This is a genomic window from Rhodoferax sp. P1_F3 (assembly GCF_056405715.1).
The window spans coordinates 33157-53757 of record NZ_JBFUBO010000014.1 but is presented as its reverse complement, the minus strand read 5'-3'; the positions used below and the strand labels follow the sequence as shown (position 1 = coordinate 53757).

Here is a 20601-nt window from a genome sequence, read left to right as displayed (position 1 = left end):
GTTATGCCACTTGTTGAAGAACGCAGTTTTTTTCAATTGGACAAACGCAAAACCTATCTGGTGGTCGACGACTATGACACCATGCGCCGTGTCACGGTGAACCAGCTCAAGTTGCTGGGGGCGGAGAACATCCTCACGGCGAATGACGGCATGCAGGCCCTGCGTATTTTGCGCAGCCAGCACGTGGATATGGTCCTCTCCGACTGGAACATGCCGGTTATGACCGGGATCGATTTGCTCAAGGCGGTGCGCGCGGATGAGCGGCTGTTTACCTTGCCCTTTGTCATGATTACCGCCGAAGCAGAGCGACACCATGTCGAGCAAGCAGTTGCGAGTGGGGTCAGTGCGATGTTGCTAAAACCCTATTCCCCCAATCAGCTGGGGCACCGTCTTGAGCGGGCCGTGGCGGCCAAGCACCGCCGGATGACGTTGACTGCAGGCGCAGACACACCTGTGGCCAATAAAACCCAGGCGGGACGCAGCGTGGATACGGCCACCAAGGCCACGCGCGAAGAAACTGATCGTCTGACGGTGCTGGTGGTCGACGATACGCCGGACAACCTGACACTGCTCAGCCACCTGCTCAAGGACGAGTACAGGGTTAGATTGGCGTCCACCGGTCTCAAGGCACTGGAGATTTGCAGTTCCGATGATCCGCCAGATTTGGTTCTGCTGGACGTCATGATGCCGGAGATGGACGGTTTTGAAGTCGCAAAACGTATGCGTGAACATCCTAATTCGGAGTCAACCCCAGTGATCTTCGTCACAGCACTGACTACCAGCGACGCCCGTGCGCAAGGCATGGAGCTAGGTGCCGTGGACTTTATTACCAAACCTGTCGACCCGGCTTTGCTTAAACCCCGTGTGCGCAATTTCATGCGCTACGTGCAACTGCGCAAATCGATGCAGGCTGATTTCGATCAGATGGTAGAGACTGCGCGCTTGCGCGAACAGGTGGAGCACATCACGCGCCATGACATCAAGGGCCCGCTGGCGGGTGTGATGGGATTGCTTCAGGGAATGATTGTCGATGAAAACACCACCCGACGCCAGGCCGAGATGCTGACCCTGGTGGAAGAGACCGCCATGACGATCATGAACATCGTCAATATGTCGTCAGAACTTCTGAAGATGGAAACCGGGCGTTTCGAATTGCGTGCCGCGCCCGTGGAACTGACCTCCATCCTGCGCCGGGTGGCTGAGTTGAACCGCCAGACCTTCTCCGCCAAGGAGGTGACGATTTCAGTCGACGTGGATGTTCCCGTGGGCAGCGAGCCGCCGCGCGCCATGGGGGAAAGCACCCTGTGCTATTCGCTGTTCCAGAACATCGTCAAGAACGCCTGCGAAGCGGCTCCATCGGGTAGCACCGTCAGCATCACGCTCTTCGATGACGATCCGCTGCGCGTCGTGGTGCGCAATGTCGGGGCTGTGCCCGCTGTCATCCGCGAGCGTTTTTTTGAGAAATTTGTGACTTCTGGAAAGCAGGGCGGCACAGGATTGGGAACCTACTCGGCCAAGCTTCTTAGTGAAGCACAACATGGCGGCATTAGTCTCTCTGTGGACGACAGCAGCAATACCACCTCCATCACCGTGACACTGCCGCGTGTCACCTGAGCCCTCTCTATCATCGATAGGATGCCAGCTGTGGGTGCGTTTCATCCATTGCCGTAGCACCTCAAACCTTAAACCCCAGGTCCCATGATTTCCAGTCAGTACATTAGCCGAATCTCGCTGCGAAGGGACAAAATTGAATCATTCGATGCCTACCCCTTTTCGCTGCCAGCGGTTCGTTCGCTGGAAGATATCGAGCCGCATCCCAAGGTGACGTTTTTTGTGGGTGAGAACGGATCGGGCAAATCCACTTTGCTTGAAGCCATTGCCACGTCGATGGGATTCAACCCGGAGGGTGGCACGAAGAACTTTCGCTTTGGGACCAGAGCATCGCATTCCGTCCTGCATGAATATTTGCGGATCGCCAAGGGGTACAAGCGACCACGGGACGGTTTCTTTTTGCGTGCAGAAAGCTTCTTCAATGTCGCGACTGAAATTGAAAACCTAGATTCTGAGCCAAGTTTCGGTCCACCGGTGATCACGCATTACGGTGGGCAGTCGTTGCATGAACAGTCGCATGGCGAATCGTTCATGGCGTTGCTCTTAAATCGCTTTGGAGGGCATGGCCTCTATCTTCTGGACGAACCGGAAGCCGCGCTGTCTCCTCGGCGTCAACTTGAAGCGCTTGCCAGAATTCATGACCTCGCGTCATCCAATTCGCAATTCATCATTGCAACGCATTCGCCCATATTGATGGCCTATCCCGACGCCTGGATCTACCAATTCACCCCAAGCGGGGTGGCCAGAGTGGCCTGTCAGGATACGGAGCACTACCAAATCACGCGTTCATTCATCATGAATCCGGAGACGATGCTTCAGGAAGTCATGGACAACTGGCAGCGCTATGTGCCAGACCCGGGTGATTTTGATGAATAGATAAAAAAGAGCCGCTGGCCCTTATAAACAGTGCGCTAGCAGCTCCCATTTTCATAGCGCATCGCTGCGCCATACGAGCAACTTGGAGGAAGAGGGTTTACGCTTCCCCACCAAACCGTTTGGTGAGGTTTGCGATGTACTGCTCCACCATCTTCTCGAACTCTGCCTCGGTCACGGGGCCGACCACCATTTTCATGAGGCCAGGCAGGGGCAGGGTCAGTTCGCCCTGAATTTCCAGCTCCAGCTTGGTGGATTTTTTGTTGTCGGTGATCTTCCAGCTGCCCGACACCAGCGCGTTGCCTTCGCCCTTCACGGGGGTCCACACTACGGTGCCCTTGGCTTTGTTGGACACGTACTTGGAGGCATACACCGTTTGCAAGCTGACGGAGGCAATGCCGATCTTCTCCATCTCCCAGCGGTAGGCGCCGCCGCCCAGGTCCACCAGCTTGTCGACCTTGGGGAAGTGGCTGGCCGAGGTGGGCACGTCGGACAAGACGTCAAAGACCTCAGCGGCCTTGGCCTTCACTTCAAATTCGTAGCCCAGGTTGATCTCTACGGTAACGGCCATGGTGTGTGTCTCCTTGTTGTGAATGTTGGACGGTGCATGTTACTGCCTCAGTGCGGCCCACGCAGGCGCTGCAGCGTGAGCTGCAGCAACCGTGCGTCCGAGCTGGCGCGGTGGCGTTGGGTGCCGCGTTCGCTGGCAATTTGGGCCTTCACCTGGTGCCACTGGTCGGCCTCTTGCTCGGTCAGCAGGCTGCGCAAGTTCTCCAGCTTGAAGTGGGGGCTCATCTCGGCTGCCTCAAACAGGGCGGACAGCCAGGTGTAGTCGTTGGCCCAGCCGTCGGAGTACACCACTTGCCCGGCCAGTTGGGCATTCAGGCGCTGAGCCACTTCGCGAGCGGGCAGGCCGCGGGCCTGCAGCAGGTCGCGCGGGATGCGGTGCAGCGCGGCGGCGGCTTCGTCCCAGTGGGTCCATTCGGGTTCGGGTTGCACCAGCGTGCAGTAGGCATGGCCGTCGGGTAGCACATAGCCCACTTCGATGGGGTAGCTGCTCCGACCCAGGCCAGAGGCCTCGATGTCCAGCACTGTGGGGCTGGGCGCGTGAGGGTCGTGGGGCACCGGTGGGGTCTGGGACATGGGGAGGGGTGCGGCGCCGTTGTTCATAGCCATTGTCCAGCAAGCTTTGCGCCAGTGCTGTACGGGTAAGCACTAAGGGGCATACGCCAAACGGGTGACAATGGACGCCTCTTTCACTTCCGCACCCACCCACCATGGCCAGCAGCCTTCTTGCCCTGATTGACGACATCGCCACCATCCTCGACGACGTGGCCGTCCTGACCAAAGTGGCCGCCAAAAAGACGGCCGGCGTGCTGGGCGATGACCTGGCGCTGAATGCGCAACAGGTGTCCGGTGTGAGCGCCGACCGCGAGCTGCCCGTGGTGTGGGCTGTGTGCAAGGGCTCGCTGGTCAACAAGGCCATCTTAGTGCCGGCCGCGCTGGCGATCAGCATCGTGCTGCCATGGGCCATCACGCCACTGCTGATGGTGGGTGGGGCTTTTTTGTGCTTTGAAGGCTTCGAGAAACTGGCGCACAAGTTTCTGCACCGCGCCGAGGATGATCAGGCCCATGAGGACGCGCTGATGCAGGCGCTGACCGACCCCAGTGTGGACCTGCTGACGCTGGAGAAAGACAAGGTCAAGGGCGCCATCCGCACCGACTTCATCCTCTCGGCCGAGATCATCGCCATCACGCTGGGCACGGTGCAAAACCAGCCTTGGACCACCCAGCTCACGGTGCTGGCCGGCGTGGCGTTGCTGATGACGGTGGGTGTGTATGGCGTGGTGGCGGGCATCGTGAAAATCGACGACGCGGGCCTGTATCTGAGCCGACAATCCGGCACCGGCACCTTCGCACGGGGCAAGCAGGCCCTGGGCCGCGGCCTGTTGCGGGCGGCGCCCATCCTCATGAAGGTGCTGTCGGTGGCGGGCACCGCCGCCATGTTTCTGGTGGGCGGTGGCATTTTGGTGCACGGTCTGCCTTTTTTGCACCACCTGCTCGACGGCATGCCTCTGTCCTTTGTGGGCGACGCGGTGGTGGGCGTGGCAGCCGGCGCGCTGGTGCTGCTGGGCGTGTTGGCGGTGCAGCGCGTGATGAAGTTTTTTAAATAGAAAGTGCCTCTGGCCCCCATGAACAGTGCGCAAGCAGCTCCCAAATCCATAGCAACCGGTTTGTTTCTCGCGATCGCGGGAGCGATTGCCTTCAGCGGCAAGGCCATCATCATCAAGCTGGCCTATCGCCACGGGGTCGATGCGGTGACTCTCATCATGCTGCGCATGCTGATTGCGCTGCCGTTCTTTCTGGCCATCGTCTGGTGGACTGGGCGCAAGGCGCGTTTGTCTGGCGTGGTCCTGCCGCGCCTGACCGCGCGGGACAAGTGGGGCATCCTGGGTTTGGGCCTTACGGGCTACTACCTGGCTAGCTTTCTGGACTTTGCGGGGCTGGCCTATATCTCGGCCTCGTTGGAGCGGCTCATCCTGTACCTCAACCCCACGCTGGTGTTGTTGCTGGGGCTGTTTCTCTATGGCAAGCGCATCAGCGGCGCACAGGCGCTGGGCATGGCCATCAGCTATGCCGGCGTGCTGCTGGTGTTTGGCCATGAGGTGAACCTGGCTGGGGGCGACGTAGCGCTGGGCGCGCTGCTGGTGTTTGGCAGCGCCATCAGTTACGCCATCTACCTGGCCTACAGCGGCGAGCTGGTGCAGCGCCTGGGTTCGCAGCGGCTGGTGGGGCTGGCCACCAGCGTGGCCTGCGTCCTGTGCATTGCGCAGTTTGTGGTGCTGCGTCCGCTGAACACGGCGTTTGCGGTGGCGCCGCAGGTGATCTGGCTGTCGGTGCTGAACGCAACGGTGTGCACCGTGGTGCCCGTGCTGATGGTGATGATGGCAATTGAACGCATTGGCGCCGGCCTTGCTGCGCAGGTGGGCATGGTAGGCCCCATGTCCACCATTGCCATGGGCGTGTTGCTGCTGGGCGAGCCCATGAACATGTGGGTGGTGGGCGGCACCGTGCTGGTGCTGGCCGGGGTGTATGTGGTGAGCCGTAAACGCTGAAACAGGAGAGAAAACCATGGACTTGGGAATCATAGGCAAATGGGCATTGGTGTGCGGCGCCAGCAAGGGGCTGGGCCTGGGCTGCGCGCAGGCGCTGGTGGCCGAGGGTGTGAACGTGCTCATCGTGGCGCGTGGCGCCGAGGCGCTGGAGCGCAGTGCTATGAATTTGGAAGCGGCTTACGCAGTGCGGACGGGGGCTGAGGTGCTGTTTTGTGCACAAGACATCACCACGGTGGAGGGTCGCGCCGCGGTGTTTGCCATGCGCCGTGACTTCGATATCGTGGTGACGAATGCGGGCGGCCCACCACCTGGCGACTTCCGCGACTGGGACCGCGAGGCCTGGATCAAGGCGGTGGATGCCAACATGCTCACGCCCATCGAACTCATCAAGGCCACGGTGGACGGCATGGCCGCACGTGGTTTTGGGCGCATCGTGAACATCACCTCCAGTTCGGTGAAGTCGCCCATTGACATCCTGGGCCTGTCCAACGGCGCGCGCAGCGGGCTCACCGGTTTTGTGGCGGGCGTGGCACGTAGCAGCCTGGCGGCCAAGGGTGTGACCATCAACAACCTGCTGCCTGGCAAGTTCGACACCGACCGCATTGCGACCACGGTGAAGGCTGCGGCGGCTAAGACCGGCAAGTCGGTAGACGACATCCGCGCGGCGCAGCAGGCGCAGATTCCCATGGGGCGGTATGGTACGCCGGAGGAGTTTGGGCAGGTGTGTGCTTTCTTGTGCAGTCAGCAGGCGGCCTACATGACCGGGCAGAACGTACTGCTGGATGGTGGCGCCTACCCCGGCACGTACTAGTCTGCGGGCTCAGTGCACCGTGGCCTGCGCCTGCGTGCGGTAGGCCTTGGGTGTCATGCCGAATTGCTGCTTGAAGCTGCGAATGAAATAGCTGGCACTGGCAAAGCCCGAACACCAGGCAATCTCTTTCACCGCCGAATCGCTCTCGGCCAGCAGCCGCGCCGCACGCGCCAAGCGTTGCCGCAAGATCACCTGCCACAGGTGCTCGCCCGTGCTGCGGCTGTATAGGTGCGAGAGGTAGTCCGCTGTGCAGCCCAGTTCTTCGGCCAGGCTGGCCACCGTCAGCTCCACCTCGCCCAGGCGGTTTTGTACCGAGACACGCAGGCGGCCCAGCAGGGCGGGTTCGCTGGATACGGTTTTCTCGGGCGCATCCAGCAGGCGCGACACGGCCGATAGCGCCGTGAGCACCAGCGCGCGCTGCTGCAGCGCCCACAGGCCATGTGCATCTTGCGCGGGTGGTTTGGTGGCGTCGTTCAGCCAGGCCTCGATGCGTGCCGCGTCCACATGCGGGTAGACCTCCAGGTAGAGGTTGGCGGGGCGGCCGGGCTTGGCTTCGTTGGCCAGGTGGCAGGACATGCTTTGGTGGTCCGCATAGATCACCAGGTTGGAAAACGGCTGGCCGTCGCCACCGGCCACCCACTCGTCGTGCAGCAGTTTGGGCGGCATGACGAGTGCCTCGCCCGCTTGCAGTGGGACCTGGCCATGCGGGAATCGGAATTCGGTGTGGCCCTGCACCTGCAAAAACAGCTCGGCATTCAGGTGCAGGTGGCCGGCCCCACGCGTGGTCCAGCCCAGCTGCGGTGGTGGCGAGACCAGGCGCAGGCTGCCGCTGGCGGCGCGGGCGATGAAGTCGCCCAGGTCTTGGCGCATGCGCTGGGCGTGTGCAGGGGCGGCGGGATCATCGGGCGAGATGGCCGCCACGCTGCAGCAGTCGGGTTGCTGAGAGGTAGCCAAGAATTTTGCTACTTTTGACATATTGCTGGTATGGATTGGCGTTGCCGGTTCGCAGGGGCTGCCCTTACGCTACAGCAAGGGTGGAAGCCATATTTTGCTGCTTTCTCCCATTCCCTGCCCATTTCCATGCCACACAAGATAAATCTGATTATTTCCTCCGTCCGGAGGCCCGCATGAGCGCCGCCCTCCACGGAACCCCAGCCCAAATCCGCCAGGCCACCTGGGCCACCCGTTCGCTGTTTGCTGCGCTGGGCGTGGTGGCCGGTGCCTGGGGCGTGCACATTCCCTCGGTCAAAGAGCTGTATGGGCTGACCGAAGGCTCGCTGTCCTTGGTGTTGGTAGCGGCCGCCCTGGGGACTGTGGGCATGCTGTTCGTCGCAGGCCGTGTCATTGGCCGGTTGGGCACGCGCAATGCCGTGGCCCTGGCCGGTATGGTGATGGGATTGATGCTGGCGCTGGTGCTGCACTGGCCCGGCTATGTGCCGCTGCTTCTGGCCACGGTGGTGTTTGGTTCCACCATGAGTATTTACGACGTGGGCATCAATACCGAAGGCTCGGCGCTGGAGGCTGCGGGAGGCCGTCCCATCATGGGTGGGTTGCACGGCATGTTCAGCGTGGGTGCCATGTCCGGTGCGGCGCTGACCGCGCTGCTGCTGCGCCTGGAGGTGCCTGCGGCCTGGCAGTTGGGCGGTGTGGGTCTGGGTGTCAGCGTGTGGATGGCGCTGGCCTCGCGCTGGATGCTGCCTACTGCACCGCAGACGAAGGAGTCGGCCGAGACACCGCAGTTCGCGTGGCCACGCGGCGCACTGCTGATCATGGGCTTGCTAATTTTTGCGGGCGCCAGCGCCGAAGGTGTGATGCAGGATTGGGGGGTGCTCTACCTGAAACAGGAAGTGCTGATGCCCCAGGACCGCGCAGCCATTGGCTACGCTGCGTTTGCGGGTGCCATGGCGGTCATGCGCTTCCTGGCCGACATCCTGCGTGCCCGCTACAGCGAACAGTTGCTGTTGCGCGGCAGCGGTGTGGTGACTGCCGTGGCCATGGCCATCGTGCTGCTCAGCGGCAGCCCGGTCATCTCCATTGTGGGCTTTGCGGTCATTGGTGCAGGTCTTGCCATGGTGGTGCCCATCCTGTTTGGCGCGGCCAGCCGCGTGCCGGGCACCACACCGGCCGCGGCCATCGCCGCAGTCTCGTCCATCGGCTACAGCGGCTTCATGATCGGCCCCCCGCTGATTGGCGGCATTGCCCAGCACGCCTCGCTCACCGCGGCCATGGGGGTGGTGGTGGTCACTGCCACCATCCTGGCGCTGAGCGCGCATTACGTGCCAGAAAAGCAGCCCAAAGATGCTGCGGGCCAGCCCTCACTTGCGTGAGGACAGCACGATGCCGGAGACGATGAGCACAAATGCCAGCGCGTGATACAACCGCGGCGTCTCTCCCAGAAAGGCCGATGACAGCACGGCGGTGAACAGGGGTGTGAGGTTGATAAAGAACCCCGCCACCGCCGGCCCCGCGCGTGCCACGCCCGCACCCCAGGCGCCATAGGCAATCACGGCCGGACCTACGGCAATAAACGTCAGGGCCGCGGCCAGGGGCCAACTCCAGTCGATGTGGGCGGCGGTAAAGGTCCACTCGCCGGCCGTGGACAGGGCGGACCAGCCCAAGCCCAGCACCACCTGGCCCAGCAGAAACTGGGCCCAGTCGGTGCGGATGCTGGCGGACTCCGCCGTGGGGTGGGCCAGCAGCCAGCTGTACAGCGCCCAGGCAATCGAGGCCAGCAGCACATACACATCACCTGGCACCAGGCGCAGGTGGGTGATCACCTGCCAGTCGCCCCGTCCCAGCACCAACACCACACCGCTGAGGGACAGCAGCGCGCCCAGCACCTGGCGGCGCGTGACCGCCATCTTGAAGAACAGCCGACCAATGATCAGCATCCACACCGGGGTGCTGGCGCCCACCAGGGTTACGTTGATGGCGGTGGAGGTGTTCAGCGCCAGGTAGAGCAGGGCGTTGTAGCCACCAATGCTGAACAGGCTCAGCAGCGCAAAGCGGCGCCACTGCGGCCACAGGCCGCTGTCTTTGCGCAGCACGCTGCCGGCCAGCGGCAGCAGCAGGAGGAAGGCCAGGCTCCAGCGCAGCAGGTTCAGCGTCATCGGCGAAATCAGGGGCGCCACCAGGCGGCCCACGACGGCGTTGCCAGACCACATGAGAGGAGGGATGACCAGCAGCAGGGCGGCGGTCGGGGTCAGGCGTTGGGTCATGCGCGCACTGTAGCAAGGCGTGAATGCCCTCGCTTGCGAGCGGCTGACGCGCATTTCTGGCACCATTCCGGCCACGCATCCCTATTCATTTTCTTGGAGTTCCCATGACCGCCATTGCCTCCCGCGCCATCCACATCGCCCAACATGGTGGCCCCGAACAGCTGCAATTGGTCCAGGTGACCGTGGGCGAGCCCGGCGCGGGTGAAGTGCGCATTCGCCACCACGCGGTGGGTCTGAACTTCATCGATGTGTACCAGCGCAGCGGCCTGTACCCGCAGCAGCTGCCCGTGCAGCTGGGCATGGAGGCCGCCGGTGTGGTCGAGGCAGTGGGCGAGGGCGTGACGCACCTGAAGGTGGGTGACCGCGCAGCCTACGCCAGCAACCCGCCCGGTGCCTATTGCGAGGTGCGCGTGCTGCCCGCCAAGTGCGTGTGCAAGCTGCCTGACGTCATCAGTTTCGAGACCGGCGCGGCCATGATGCTCAAGGGGCTGACCGCGCAGTACCTGCTCAAGCGCACGCTGCCACAAGGGGGCTTGAACCCAGGCGACTTTGTGCTGTTCCACGCTGCAGCCGGTGGCGTGGGCTTGATTGCCAGCCAGTGGGCCAAGGCGCTGGGCCTGCGTTTGATTGGCACGGCAGGTTCAGATGCCAAGTGTGCCCTGGCCCTCGCCAATGGGGCAGAGTTTGCTATCAATTACGCAGCGGACGATTTTGCCAAACGCGTCAAGGAAATCACTGGGGGCAAAGGCGTGAAGGTGGTGTACGACAGCGTAGGCAAGGACACCTGGGACCAGTCGCTGGACTGCCTGGCCCCGTTTGGTCTGATGGCCAGCTTTGGCAATGCCTCCGGCCCGGTGGCGCCGTTTGCGCCCGGCATACTGGGGGCCAAGGGCTCCATCTATGTGACACGGCAAACGCTGTTCACCCACATCGCCACGCGCGAGGCCACGCAGGCCATGGCGGACGACTTGTTTGGCGTGGTGCAGAGTGGCGCGGTGAAGATCCACATTGCCCAGCGCTACACGCTGGAAAATGTGCAGCAGGCGCACCGCGATCTGGAAGCCCGCCAGACCACGGGCTGTACCATCCTGACGCTGTAATGCGCCAGGGCGCGAAGCCTTAGAACAGGAAGCCGGCGGACAGCACCTGTTCGCTCATCCAGAGCTTCTGGTCGGCCGTGCCCTGGTACACGGGCACGTTCGTGAGCACGCCGTAGGCCAGCTTCTGCGTGAGTTCCAGGAACATGTTTTTGTAGACCCGGTAGCGCAAGCCCACTTCCACACCGGCTGTCCAGCCGTTGATCTGCCACCAGTCTTTGCTACCGGAGCAGCACACGTTCTCGTTCTTGGGGCCCACCTGGTTTTGCTTGCCCAGAATGGTGTTGTCGGCATGGGGTAGCAAGATGCCGGCGCCCACGCGGCTGATCAATTGCAGGTCACCCGGCTTTCTCTCGGGTCCGGTCAGGTGGCGCAGCCAGACCGCGTTGATCATGATGTGGTTCAGGCCGTTGTGCAGCGTGTAGTCAAAGTTCTGGGAGTTCAGCACCATGCTGCTGGGTGCGGGGCTGCCTCCGATGGTGCCGCTCACGTCTGCGGTCTGGCCAGCGTCCACGTTGTACTTGCTATGGTCTAGCGAAAACTCGATGGCAAAGGTCTTTTCCTCATTCATGAACTTGCCAATGCGCACGTTCTCCTGCGGGTTGGTGAAGTCCAGGTTGAAGAGTGAATTGATGGTGTCAGGAATGCTGGACGGAAAATCGCTGCCCTTGGCGTTGTGTACCGTGAAATCGTTGCCCTGGCTGGGCTGGGACACATGGATGTCCGAGGGCGCGTACTGCTGGCGGCTGTAGCCCCAGGAGAAATACCAGTTGCCGTCTTGGTTCAGTGCGCGGTCAACCTTGGCGGAGGTGGCGTTCTGCGCTGGGGTGGTATCCACTGGAGTGGCCTGCGCCAGCACCACGCTTTGGGCCATCACAGCGGAGCACGACCACACCAGGGCGGCCGCGACCAGAGTTTTTTTGGATAGGGTTTGCATAGGGGAGTGTCTCAATGGTGGGCGTGCGGGTTCGCGCCTATTTTCCCATCAGCGGGTCTTGGGCAGAGCGCAGGCGGTTGGGGGCCAGTTCGCCTGCCGAATCCAGGATGGGGTAGGCGATGGAGCAGATGTGGGAGTTGATGCGCTTGAGGTCGCTGATCAGGTCCAGGTGCAGTGAGCTGGTTTCGATGCTGGGCAGGGTGTTGTCGCTCAAACGCTCGATATGGGTGGCTGCGTATTCGCGCTCCAGATCGCGAAAGCGGGTTTTTTCTTCCAGCAGGCGGCGTGCATCGCGCACATTGCCATTCAAAAACACGCTCATGCCCAGGCGCAGGTTGTCCACCAGGCGGCTGTGCAGCTCGCAGATTTCGCGCATGCCAGCCTCAGAAAACTCGCGGCCTTTGTTGATTTTCTTGTCTTCCACATCCTGGATCACGCGCTCGATGATGTCGCCGATCTGCTCCATGTTGATGGTGAAGCTGATGATGTCGGTCCAGCGCTTTGCTTCGTTTTCACCCAGGGCCTCACGCGAAATCTTGGTGAGGTAGTACTTGATGTCGCTGTACAGCTCGTCCACCGTGTCGTCCATGTGGCGCAGTTGCCGGGCCAATTCCTGGTCGTTGTCGCGGATCACGTTCAGCGCGCCCAGCAGCATGGACTCGACCACATCGGCCTGGTGCATGGCCTCGCGCACGGCGCATGAGATGGCCAGTGAGGGCGTGGCCAACGCAGACGGGTCCAGGTGGCGCTGGCGGCCAGCTACCGTGGTCTTTTGCGGCTTGGGTAGCAAGTGCTCCACCCAGCGAGCGACCACCTGCGTGAAGCTGATCAGGGCCAGTCCCACGCCCAGGTTGAAAGCGAGGTGGAATCCCACGACCAGTGTGGCTTCATCGGTGAGGTAAGGGCTTGCATAGCGCATCCAAACACCCGAAAAAGGCAGTACGGCCAGCACGCCCAACACCTTGAACACCAGGTTGCCCAGTGGCACCTGGCGGGTTTCGATGTTGGCGTTCAGCGTGGTCAGCACGGCCAGCGCGCCGCTGCCCAGGTTGGCACCCAGCACCAGGCCCAACGCTACATCCACGGGCACCACACCGGACGAAGCCAGCGTGGCCGTCAGCAGTACGATTGCCAGGCTGGAGTACGACACCAGAGCCAGCGCGGCACCCACGGTAATTTCCAGCAGCAGGTCACTGGTCAGCGTGCCCAGTAGCGCCTTGACCGGCGCGGCCTGGATCAGCACATTGGCCGACTGTGTGACAAGGCGCAGCGCCAGCAGCATCAGCCCCAACCCGATCAGCACGCGGCCCACGCGGCCCCAGGTGGTGGACTGGCGCGAGATGAACAGCACCACGCCCACGAAGATAAAGAGCGGCGATAGCCAGGACAGGTCGCGCGAGAACACCACCGCCATCAGGCTGGTGCCAATGTCGGCGCCCAGCATCACGGCCAGGGCCGAGGGCAGGCTCATGAGTCCCTGGCCGACAAAGGCCGAGACGATAAGTGCGGTGGCGGTGCTGGACTGCACCACGGCGGTGACGCCTATGCCGGAGACCGCGGCCGTGAAACGGTTGCTGGTGCTGTGCGCCAGGATGCTGCGCAGATTGGCACCAAACACCCGCAAGATGCCCGTGCGCACCAGCTGGGTACCCCAGACCAACAACGCAATGGCGGCGAACAGATTCAGCAGATGGGTCAAGTGGCAAATCCTTGAGAAGTTTTAGCGGGTGCGGCGTACGCGCAGAAGTTCGTCCAGTATCAGGCAGGCCGCGCCAATGGAGATCGCGGCATCGGCCACATTAAAGGCCGGAAAGTGCATGCCACTCCAGTGGAAATCCAGAAAATCCACCACAAAGCCATGCATCAGGCGGTCAATGACGTTGCCAATCGCACCGCCCAGAATACAGGCCATTGCAAAGCTGAACAACTTTTGCCCCGCGTGCGAGCGCAGCATCCAGATGATGACGGCCGCCGCTACCAGGCCCAGCGCGGTGAAGAACCAGCGCTGCCAGCCTGAGGCGTCGTGCAGGAAGGAGAATGCCGCCCCCGTGTTGTGTGCCCGTACCACGTTGAAAAAGCTGGTGACGTAGGTGCTGTCGCCCAGGTGGTAGTAGCCCATGATCAGCACCTTGGTGAATTGGTCCACCAGCAGCACGATGAAGGCCAGGCCCAGCCACTGCAGCATGCTGCTGTTGCCGCCACCGGCGGATTTGAAGCCACCGCGGGCCATCAGGCAAACGTCCGGATTTCGCCGGCGCCATACAAGTTAGTGACGCAGCGGCCGCACAGCGTGGGGTGCGCGGCATCCACGCCAATGTCTGGGCGGTAGTGCCAGCAGCGCTCGCATTTGGTGCCATTTGAGGCTGTAACCCCGATGGACTGTGCGCCACCAGCTACCAAAGTGATAGCAGAGGTGATGAACACAAACTTCAGGTCGTCGCCCAAGCTGCTCAAGAGCGCGAACTCTTCGGGCGGCACGGTCAGGGTTACCTCGGCTTGCAACGAGGCGCCCACTTGGCCGGCAGCGCGCAGGGTTTCGATGTCCTTGTTGACGGCTTCACGCACGGCGCGGATGCGGTCCCACTTGGCCAGCAAGGTCTCGTCGGCGGCGGCCAACGGCACATAGCCGTCCATGAAGATGGACAGTTTGGTGGCCGCGGGCGTCTTGCCCTCGGCGCCCAACACCGCCCACGCCTCTTCGGCGGTAAAACTCAGGAACGGCGCCATCCAGCGCAGCATGGCCTGGGTGATGGTCCAAAGCGCGGTTTGCGCGGAGCGGCGCGCCAGGCTGTTGGCGCCGGTGGTGTACAGGCGGTCCTTCAGGATGTCGAGGTAGAACGCGCCCAGGTCTTCGCTGCAGTAGACCTGCAGTTTGGACACCACGGGGTGGAACTCGTACACGTTGAAGTGAGCCAGGATGTCCGTCTGCAGCTGTGCCGCGCGGCTCAACGCGTAGCGGTCGATCTCCAGCAATTGCTCAAACGGCACGGCGTCCTTGGCCGGATCAAAGTCGCTGACGTTGGCCAGCAAAAACTTCAGCGTGTTGCGCACACGGCGGTAGGTGTCCACCACGCGGGCCAGGATCTTGTCGTCGATGTTCAGGTCACCCGAATAGTCGGTCGATGCCACCCACAGACGCACGATTTCAGCGCCCATCTTGCTGGTCACGGTTTGTGGGTCTACCGTGTTGCCCAAGCTCTTGCTCATCTTGCGGCCTTGACCGTCGGTGGCAAAGCCGTGGGTCAACAGTCCCTTGTAGGGCGCGCGGTCATACAGCGCGCAACCCAAGAGCAGCGAGCTGTGGAACCAGCCACGGTGTTGGTCATGGCCTTCCAGGTACAGGTCGGCCTCGGGGCCTTCGGCGTGGAAGGGCACGCGGTCATACGCATCCTTGTGGCTGCCGCGCAGCACGTGCTGGAAGGTGCTGCCGGAGTCGAACCACACTTCCAGAATGTCGGTGCTCTTGGTGTAGCTGGGTGCGTCGGCCACGCCGAGAATGTCTTCGACCGTCACACGGCTCCAGGCCTCGATGCCGCCTTTTTCGACGATGTCAGCTGCCTGGTCCAGGATCTCCATCGTGCGCGGGTGCAGCTCGCCGCTGTCCTTGTGCAAGAAGAACGGCACAGGCACGCCCCAGCTGCGCTGGCGCGAGATGCACCAGTCGGGCCGGTTGGCGATCATGTCGCGCAGGCGGGTCTTGCCGTTCTCGGGGTAGAAGCTGGTTTGCTCAATCGCGTCCAGCGCGAGCTGGCGCAGCGTCTTGGGCGCTTTGTCTTGGGTAAACACGCCCGGGCCTTCGTCCATGCGGATAAACCACTGGGCTGCGGCACGGTAGATCACCGGTGTTTTGTGGCGCCAGCAGTGCGGGTAGCTGTGCTGGATGCCGACCGTGGCCATCAGGCGGCGAGCCACCTTCAGCGCGTCCAGGATGACCGGCACAGCCTTCCAGATGTGCAGTCCACCAAACAGCGGGAACTCGGGTGCGTAGGCGCCGTTGCCTTGCACCGGGTTCAGGATATCGTCGTACTTCAGGCCATTGGCCACGCAAGAGTTAAAGTCATCCACACCATAGGCAGGTGCCGAGTGCACGATGCCCGTGCCGTCGCCATCACTGACGTAGTCGGCCAGGTACACCGGCGACAAGCGTTTGTAGCCTGCGTCCATGTCATACAGCGGATGGCGGAAGTTCAGGCCCGCCAAGTTCTTGCCTAACGTGGTAGCCAAGACGACAGGCATTTGCCCTTCGGGTGGAGTTGGACCCGGGACAATGTCAGTGGCGCCAGTCAAACCAAAGCGCACCATGCATTTGTCGACCAGGCTCTTCGCCAGCACCAGACAGCCCTTATCGGTCTGTACCAGCGCGTATTCCAGTTCGGGGTGGGCGTTCAGGGCCTGGTTGGCGGGGATGGTCCACGCTGTGGTTGTCCAGATCACGGCAAAGGCGCTTTGACCTGCTGGCAGGGCGGCCAGGCCAAAGGCGGCGGCCAGTTTGCCCGCGTCATCGGTTTCAAACGCCACGTCCAGCGTGTCGCTCTTCTTGTCGGCGTATTCGATTTCGAATTCTGCCAGCGAAGAGCCGCAGTCAAAGCACCAGTACACGGGCTTCAGGCCGCGGTAGACAAAGCCGCGTTCGATCACGCGCTTGAACGCGCGGATTTCACCCGCTTCGTTGGCCGGGTTCATGGTTTTGTAGGGGCGTTCCCAGTCGCCCAGCACGCCCAGGCGCTTGAAGTCTTCGCGCTGCTGGTCGATTTGTTCGGTGGCGAAGGCGCGACTCTTGGCCTGCATGTCGTCGCGGCTCAGGTTGCGGCCATGCAATTTTTCGATGGCGTTTTCGATGGGCAAGCCGTGGCAATCCCAGCCGGGGATGTATTGCGCATCAAAGCCGTCGAGCTGTTTGCTCTTGACGATCATGTCTTTCAAGATTTTGTTCAGCGCGTGGCCGATGTGCAGCTTGCCGTTCGCGTACGGCGGGCCGTCGTGCAGCACGAACAGCGGGGCGCCGTGGCGCGCATCGCGCAGCTTTTTGTACAGGCCTTCCTCGTTCCAGGTCTTTACCCAGGCCGGTTCACGCTTGGGCAGGTCGCCGCGCATGGGGAAGGGGCTGTCGGGCAGGTTCAGGGTGCTGCGGTAATCAACTTTGTCAGTCATGGCGAAATCTCAATGGGAGTTGAACGGCCTGCGGTGGGCACCACGGCAGGCGGTGGGGGCAAGACGCGGGGCAAAGTGCGTCGGGCGGCCCCGTCAAATTCGCGTATCAGCCTGGGATACGAGCCAGGCGCGTGCATCGTCGCAGTCTTGGTGGATGCCCTTGGTGAGGGCGTCCAGACCGTCGTATTTCAGCTCGTCGTGCAGTTTGTGTAGCAGTTCCACGCGGATGATTTTACCGTAGGCCCCCTCGGCCCCCAGCGCGTCGGGCCAGTCTAGGCAATGGGTTTCCAGCAGCACCCGGCCACCGTTCACATCGGTGGGGTCCAGCGAGGGGCGTACGCCCAGGTTGGCAACGCCGCGCAAGGGCTTGCTTGAGAGGCCATGCACCAGCACCACAAAGATGCCGCTGGCGGCCGGTTTCCAGTGTGCAAAGCGCAAATTCAGGGTTTTGAAGCCCAGCGTGCGGCCCAGCTTGCGCCCGTGCACCACGTGGCCGCTGATGCAATAGGGTCGGCCCAGCAGGCGGGCTGCATCCTGCATGCGGCCCTGGCCCAATGCCTCGCGCACCGCCGAGCTGGAGACGCGCAGGCCGTGGACTTCGTAGCTGTTCATGCGCGCCACGTCGAAGCCCTGGGCGTCGCCGGCGGCGTCCAAGAGCGCGTAGTCACCCGCCCGGGCCTTGCCAAAGCGGAAGTCATCGCCCACCAGCACGTAGCGCGCGCCCAAGCCGCCCAGCAGCACTTGGTCAATGAATTCCTGGGGGCTCTGGTTGGCCAGCCGGGCGTCAAAGGGCAGCACCACGGTCTGGTCCACACCGGCTGTGGCCAGGTCTTCCAGTTTGTCGCGCAGGGTGCCCACGCGGGCCGGGGCCAGATCGGGCTTTTTGTGCAGTTCGGCGAAATAGTCGCGCGGGTGGGGCTCAAAGGTCAGCACCACGCTGGCCACGCCGCGCTGCTGGGCTTCGCCCTTGAGCAGGGCCAGCATGGCCTGGTGACCCCGGTGGACGCCATCGAAATTGCCAATCGTGACCGCACTCGCGCTGGCAACGCCAGGGTGCTTGAAACCGCGGAAAACCTTCATGGAGTTGTTATCTTTTTGATAGCAGGCCGCGCAAACGCTGCCGGGGCTTGAAGCCAATTTGTCATGGAAACACTGTATATTGTCACCTAGCAGGGCCCAGACGCATGTCTGGCGCGCACTTGCAGACATTTGGCAGTCCGTGTTGGTGGTAGGTTTTACCGTTGATGGAGGCGTTGCGTGAAAGTCTTGAAGTTGTCGGCCCAGGGGCTTCCCCAGTCCTGGATCTCGCTGGAACAGGCGGTGATTCACTATGCTTCCGGCGAGGTGCGCTGGGAGTCGGGGGGCGAGGTCGCCGTGTTCCACGGTGGACACAACGCCATGACCGGCCAGCAGTCAATCGTCCGGGTCAACAGCATCATTGGCACGCGCGGTGTGCCCAACATCAACCCCTTCAATCTGCGCCCCGGCCTGACCAACGCCAAGCTCTTCATCCGCGACCGCAATGTGTGCGCCTACTGCGGCGGCCATTTCCACGAGAGCGAGCTGACGCGCGAGCACATCATTCCCTTCGCCCAGCATGGCATCGACACCTGGATGAACGTGGTGACGGCCTGCAAGCCCTGCAACCACCGCAAAAGCCACCGCACACCCGAGCAGGCGCACATGCCGCTGCTGTACACCCCCTATGTGCCCAGCCTGTGGGAAGACTTCATCCTGCGCAACCGCCGCATCCTGGCGGACCAGATGGAGTTTTTGATGGCCCACGTGCCCAAGTCTTCGCGCCTGCTGGATTAGCATTGGGGGCATGAGCAATGCCCCTGCAACCCCCACCCCGTCAGACCGCCCGCGCATTGCGCTGATTGCGCACGACCGCAAAAAAGACACCATGGTCGAGCTCGCCCGCGAGTTCGCGCCCTACCTGCAGCAGTGCACGCTGATGGCCACCGGCACCACGGGCGGGCGCCTGGTCAACGAAGTGGGGCTGAATGTGGAGCGCATGCTCAGCGGTCCCTGGGGCGGCGACCTGCAGATCGGTGCGCGGCTGGCCGTGGGCGAGGTGGATGTGGTCATCTTTTTGCGTGACCCCATGACCCCCCAACCGCACGAACCCGACATCAACGCTTTGGTGCGTGCCTGCGACGTGCACGATGTGCCCTGCGCCACCAACCTGTCCAGTGCGCGCCTGGTGCTGGCGCAAATGCTCCTGAAACTATAGCTGCTGGCGCAGGTTCTACGCGGGCTAGCCTAGGGTTAGGGGCACAAACAGCCGTGCGTCGTCGCGCAGCACCAGCAGGGCCAGTTTCTTGCGGTCTTTGCCCAGTTGGGCCTTGAGGCTGTCCACCCCCGCCATCTCGCCATTCACCGACAGGATGACGTCACCCGGGCGTAGGCCAGCACGTTTGGCCGGGCCATCGGCCACGTCTTCCACCACCAGGCCGCCCGCCACCTGTGCTTCGTTGCGCTCCTGGCGCGTCAGAGGGCGCACGGCCAAGCCCAATTGCTTGTCCGACGCCGGGCTGGCCTCGGGCGCAGCTTGCGCCACGTCCATCTGGCCCACGCTCAGGCTGATGTCCCTGGTCTGGCCCTTGCGCCATACAGTGACGTTGACTTTGGCGCCTGGCGCGGTGTCCGACACCAGCGGCGGCAGTTCCGACGACTGGCTGACCGCGGTGCCGTTGAACTTCAGGATCACATCGCCGGGTTGTAGGCCAGCCTTGTCGGCTGCCGTGCCTTTTTCCACCGAGTTCACCAGCGCGCCGGTGGGCTTGTCCAGGCCAAAGGACTCCGCCAGCTCGGGGCTCACTTCCTGGATGGTCACGCCCAGGCGGCCGCGGGTGACCTTGCCGTGTGCCAATAACTGGCCTTCCACCTTCATGGCCACATCAATGGGGATGGCAAACGACAGGCCCTGGTAGCCGCCGCTGCGGCTGTAGATCTGCGAGTTGATGCCAATCACCTCGCCCGCCAGGTTGAATAGCGGGCCGCCCGAGTTGCCAGGGTTGATGGCCACGTCGGTTTGCAGGAAGGGCACGTAGCCGTCGTCCGGCAGCGTGCGCGACTTGGCCGAGACGATGCCCGCGGTGACCGTGTTCTCGAACCCGAAAGGCGAGCCAATGGCCACCACCCACTCGCCCACGCGGGCCGCCTTGGGATCGCCAATATGCACGGTGGGCAGGTCCTTTGCATCAATTTTCAGCACCGCGACGTCGGACACCTTGTCCAGCCCAATCACCTTGGCCTTGAACTCGCGCTTGTCGCGCAGCTTCACCGTCACTTCATTGGCGTCGGCCACCACATGGGCGTTGGTCAGCACCACGCCGTCAGACTTGACGATGAAGCCCGACCCGGTACCACGCGTGGGTGTGTCGCTGGGGGCCTGGGGCGCCTGGAAGCGGCGGAAGAATTCGTAAAACGGATCATTGGGATCCAGCTGCGGGCCACGCGCTTGTGCGCTGGTCTTGACCATACCCTCCACGCTGATGTTGACCACCGCCAGGCCCTGCTGCTCGGCAATGTCGGAGAAGTTGGTGGGTGGCAATCCGCGCGCGCCGGGCGCGGCAGCGACGATGGCTGCTGGCGCCGCGTCGGGTCCAGGCGGCGTCGGGCTGCGTTGCGAAATCGCGTAGCCGCCCAGGAAGCAGCTGGAGGCCAGCAGGCCTGTCGCAGTGGCCTTGATGTATATCGATTTGTGTTTGGTTTCCATGGTGAAGTACCTCCGTCAGAAAGAACATGGCTATGGAACGCCGCACCGCACACCTGTTGCGCG

Annotated in this window: 19 protein-coding genes; 9 read left to right on the top strand and 10 right to left on the bottom strand. The window is 62.6% G+C overall.

Annotated elements, in window-relative coordinates:
* Nucleotides 1–3 precede the first annotated feature (3 nt).
* Nucleotides 4–1614: a response regulator gene (locus AC1DZ5_RS19185; RefSeq protein WP_477892008.1), complete on the top strand. Its 1611-nt coding sequence runs from the start codon at nucleotides 4–6 to the stop codon at nucleotides 1612–1614.
* A gap of 84 nt (nucleotides 1615–1698) precedes the next feature.
* Nucleotides 1699–2487, top strand: a complete 789-nt coding sequence (locus AC1DZ5_RS19180; protein ID WP_477892006.1) for an AAA family ATPase — start codon at nucleotides 1699–1701, stop codon at nucleotides 2485–2487.
* A gap of 97 nt (nucleotides 2488–2584) precedes the next feature.
* Here the strand turns inward: AC1DZ5_RS19180 and AC1DZ5_RS19175 are convergent, their stop codons facing one another.
* Entirely contained in the window at nucleotides 2585–3055 is a 471-nt protein-coding gene (locus AC1DZ5_RS19175; RefSeq protein WP_477892004.1) for an SRPBCC family protein, read from the bottom strand.
* A 47-nt stretch (nucleotides 3056–3102) separates the two neighbouring features.
* Nucleotides 3103–3654, bottom strand: a complete 552-nt coding sequence (locus tag AC1DZ5_RS19170) for a 3'-5' exonuclease family protein (protein WP_477892002.1) — start codon at nucleotides 3652–3654, stop codon at nucleotides 3103–3105.
* A gap of 107 nt (nucleotides 3655–3761) precedes the next feature.
* Between AC1DZ5_RS19170 and AC1DZ5_RS19165 the strand changes: the two genes are divergently transcribed.
* The 3 genes from AC1DZ5_RS19165 to AC1DZ5_RS19155 are packed head-to-tail and all read left to right on the top strand — an operon-like array spanning nucleotide 3762 to nucleotide 6411.
* A complete protein-coding gene (locus AC1DZ5_RS19165; RefSeq protein ID WP_477892000.1) occupies nucleotides 3762–4658 on the top strand; it encodes a DUF808 domain-containing protein in 897 nt (298 codons plus the stop codon).
* 18 nt (nucleotides 4659–4676) lie between these two features.
* Nucleotides 4677–5600, top strand: coding sequence for a DMT family transporter (locus AC1DZ5_RS19160; protein ID WP_477891998.1), 924 nt, complete (start codon nucleotides 4677–4679; stop codon nucleotides 5598–5600).
* Between the two features lie 16 nt (nucleotides 5601–5616).
* Entirely contained in the window at nucleotides 5617–6411 is a 795-nt protein-coding gene (locus tag AC1DZ5_RS19155) for an SDR family oxidoreductase (RefSeq protein ID WP_477891996.1), read from the top strand.
* 9 nt (nucleotides 6412–6420) lie between these two features.
* On the opposite strand, the gene AC1DZ5_RS19150 is transcribed toward AC1DZ5_RS19155, so the two are convergent.
* On the bottom strand, nucleotides 6421–7365 hold the full coding sequence (locus AC1DZ5_RS19150) for a helix-turn-helix transcriptional regulator (protein ID WP_477891994.1): 945 nt from the start codon (nucleotides 7363–7365) through the stop codon (nucleotides 6421–6423).
* 173 nt (nucleotides 7366–7538) lie between these two features.
* Between AC1DZ5_RS19150 and AC1DZ5_RS19145 the strand changes: the two genes are divergently transcribed.
* On the top strand, nucleotides 7539–8738 hold the full coding sequence (locus AC1DZ5_RS19145) for an MFS transporter (protein ID WP_477891992.1): 1200 nt from the start codon (nucleotides 7539–7541) through the stop codon (nucleotides 8736–8738).
* Here AC1DZ5_RS19145 and AC1DZ5_RS19140 read toward each other — a convergent pair.
* Nucleotides 8727–9629 (bottom strand): DMT family transporter, encoded by a 903-nt coding sequence (locus AC1DZ5_RS19140; protein WP_477891990.1) that lies wholly within the window; start codon nucleotides 9627–9629, stop codon nucleotides 8727–8729. The two genes, AC1DZ5_RS19145 and AC1DZ5_RS19140, sit on opposite strands and share 12 nt — an antisense overlap.
* A 104-nt stretch (nucleotides 9630–9733) precedes the next feature.
* On the opposite strand from AC1DZ5_RS19140, the gene AC1DZ5_RS19135 reads away from it, so the two are divergent.
* The gene (locus AC1DZ5_RS19135; RefSeq protein ID WP_477891988.1) at nucleotides 9734–10729 is read left to right on the top strand and encodes a quinone oxidoreductase family protein; all 996 of its coding nucleotides are present in this window, start codon (nucleotides 9734–9736) and stop codon (nucleotides 10727–10729) included.
* 19 nt (nucleotides 10730–10748) lie between these two features.
* Here the strand turns inward: AC1DZ5_RS19135 and AC1DZ5_RS19130 are convergent, their stop codons facing one another.
* The 5 genes from AC1DZ5_RS19130 to AC1DZ5_RS19110 all read right to left on the bottom strand — a co-directional run bounded on the left by AC1DZ5_RS19130 (nucleotide 10749) and on the right by AC1DZ5_RS19110 (nucleotide 17894).
* A complete protein-coding gene (locus AC1DZ5_RS19130; protein WP_477891986.1) occupies nucleotides 10749–11663 on the bottom strand; it encodes a hypothetical protein in 915 nt (304 codons plus the stop codon).
* A 37-nt stretch (nucleotides 11664–11700) separates the two neighbouring features.
* Nucleotides 11701–13362, bottom strand: coding sequence for a Na/Pi cotransporter family protein (locus AC1DZ5_RS19125; RefSeq protein ID WP_477891984.1), 1662 nt, complete (start codon nucleotides 13360–13362; stop codon nucleotides 11701–11703).
* 21 nt (nucleotides 13363–13383) lie between these two features.
* On the bottom strand, nucleotides 13384–13893 hold the full coding sequence (gene lspA / locus AC1DZ5_RS19120) for a signal peptidase II (RefSeq protein ID WP_477891982.1): 510 nt from the start codon (nucleotides 13891–13893) through the stop codon (nucleotides 13384–13386).
* Nucleotides 13893–16814, bottom strand: coding sequence for an isoleucine--tRNA ligase (gene ileS, locus AC1DZ5_RS19115; protein WP_477891980.1), 2922 nt, complete (start codon nucleotides 16812–16814; stop codon nucleotides 13893–13895). Before ileS ends, lspA begins: the two co-directional genes overlap by 1 nt.
* A gap of 93 nt (nucleotides 16815–16907) precedes the next feature.
* Nucleotides 16908–17894, bottom strand: a complete 987-nt coding sequence (locus AC1DZ5_RS19110; protein WP_477891978.1) for a bifunctional riboflavin kinase/FAD synthetase — start codon at nucleotides 17892–17894, stop codon at nucleotides 16908–16910.
* 177 nt (nucleotides 17895–18071) lie between these two features.
* Here AC1DZ5_RS19110 and AC1DZ5_RS19105 point away from each other — a divergent pair, with 177 nt between their 5' ends.
* Together AC1DZ5_RS19105 and AC1DZ5_RS19100 are read left to right on the top strand one after the other, a co-directional pair.
* Entirely contained in the window at nucleotides 18072–18629 is a 558-nt protein-coding gene (locus tag AC1DZ5_RS19105) for an HNH endonuclease (protein ID WP_477891976.1), read from the top strand.
* Between the two features lie 10 nt (nucleotides 18630–18639).
* On the top strand, nucleotides 18640–19050 hold the full coding sequence (locus AC1DZ5_RS19100; RefSeq protein WP_477891974.1) for a methylglyoxal synthase: 411 nt from the start codon (nucleotides 18640–18642) through the stop codon (nucleotides 19048–19050).
* Nucleotides 19051–19074: 24 nt separating this feature from the next.
* Here AC1DZ5_RS19100 and AC1DZ5_RS19095 read toward each other — a convergent pair whose 3' ends face one another.
* Nucleotides 19075–20538: a DegQ family serine endoprotease gene (locus AC1DZ5_RS19095; RefSeq protein ID WP_477891972.1), complete on the bottom strand. Its 1464-nt coding sequence runs from the start codon at nucleotides 20536–20538 to the stop codon at nucleotides 19075–19077.
* Nucleotides 20539–20601: the final 63 nt, after the last annotated feature.

Coding starts and splice junctions, on each gene's coding strand:
- AC1DZ5_RS19185 (WP_477892008.1), top strand. CDS start 4: ATGCCACTTGTTGAAGAACGCAGTTTTTTTCAATTGGACAAACGCAAA.
- AC1DZ5_RS19180 (WP_477892006.1), top strand. CDS start 1,699: ATGATTTCCAGTCAGTACATTAGCCGAATCTCGCTGCGAAGGGACAAA.
- AC1DZ5_RS19175 (WP_477892004.1), bottom strand. CDS start 3,055: ATGGCCGTTACCGTAGAGATCAACCTGGGCTACGAATTTGAAGTGAAG.
- AC1DZ5_RS19170 (WP_477892002.1), bottom strand. CDS start 3,654: ATGAACAACGGCGCCGCACCCCTCCCCATGTCCCAGACCCCACCGGTG.
- AC1DZ5_RS19165 (WP_477892000.1), top strand. CDS start 3,762: ATGGCCAGCAGCCTTCTTGCCCTGATTGACGACATCGCCACCATCCTC.
- AC1DZ5_RS19160 (WP_477891998.1), top strand. CDS start 4,677: ATGAACAGTGCGCAAGCAGCTCCCAAATCCATAGCAACCGGTTTGTTT.
- AC1DZ5_RS19155 (WP_477891996.1), top strand. CDS start 5,617: ATGGACTTGGGAATCATAGGCAAATGGGCATTGGTGTGCGGCGCCAGC.
- AC1DZ5_RS19145 (WP_477891992.1), top strand. CDS start 7,539: ATGAGCGCCGCCCTCCACGGAACCCCAGCCCAAATCCGCCAGGCCACC.
- AC1DZ5_RS19140 (WP_477891990.1), bottom strand. CDS start 9,629: ATGACCCAACGCCTGACCCCGACCGCCGCCCTGCTGCTGGTCATCCCT.
- AC1DZ5_RS19135 (WP_477891988.1), top strand. CDS start 9,734: ATGACCGCCATTGCCTCCCGCGCCATCCACATCGCCCAACATGGTGGC.
- AC1DZ5_RS19130 (WP_477891986.1), bottom strand. CDS start 11,663: ATGCAAACCCTATCCAAAAAAACTCTGGTCGCGGCCGCCCTGGTGTGG.
- lspA (WP_477891982.1), bottom strand. CDS start 13,893: ATGGCCCGCGGTGGCTTCAAATCCGCCGGTGGCGGCAACAGCAGCATG.
- ileS (WP_477891980.1), bottom strand. CDS start 16,814: ATGACTGACAAAGTTGATTACCGCAGCACCCTGAACCTGCCCGACAGC.
- AC1DZ5_RS19110 (WP_477891978.1), bottom strand. CDS start 17,894: ATGAAGGTTTTCCGCGGTTTCAAGCACCCTGGCGTTGCCAGCGCGAGT.
- AC1DZ5_RS19100 (WP_477891974.1), top strand. CDS start 18,640: ATGAGCAATGCCCCTGCAACCCCCACCCCGTCAGACCGCCCGCGCATT.
- AC1DZ5_RS19095 (WP_477891972.1), bottom strand. CDS start 20,538: ATGGAAACCAAACACAAATCGATATACATCAAGGCCACTGCGACAGGC.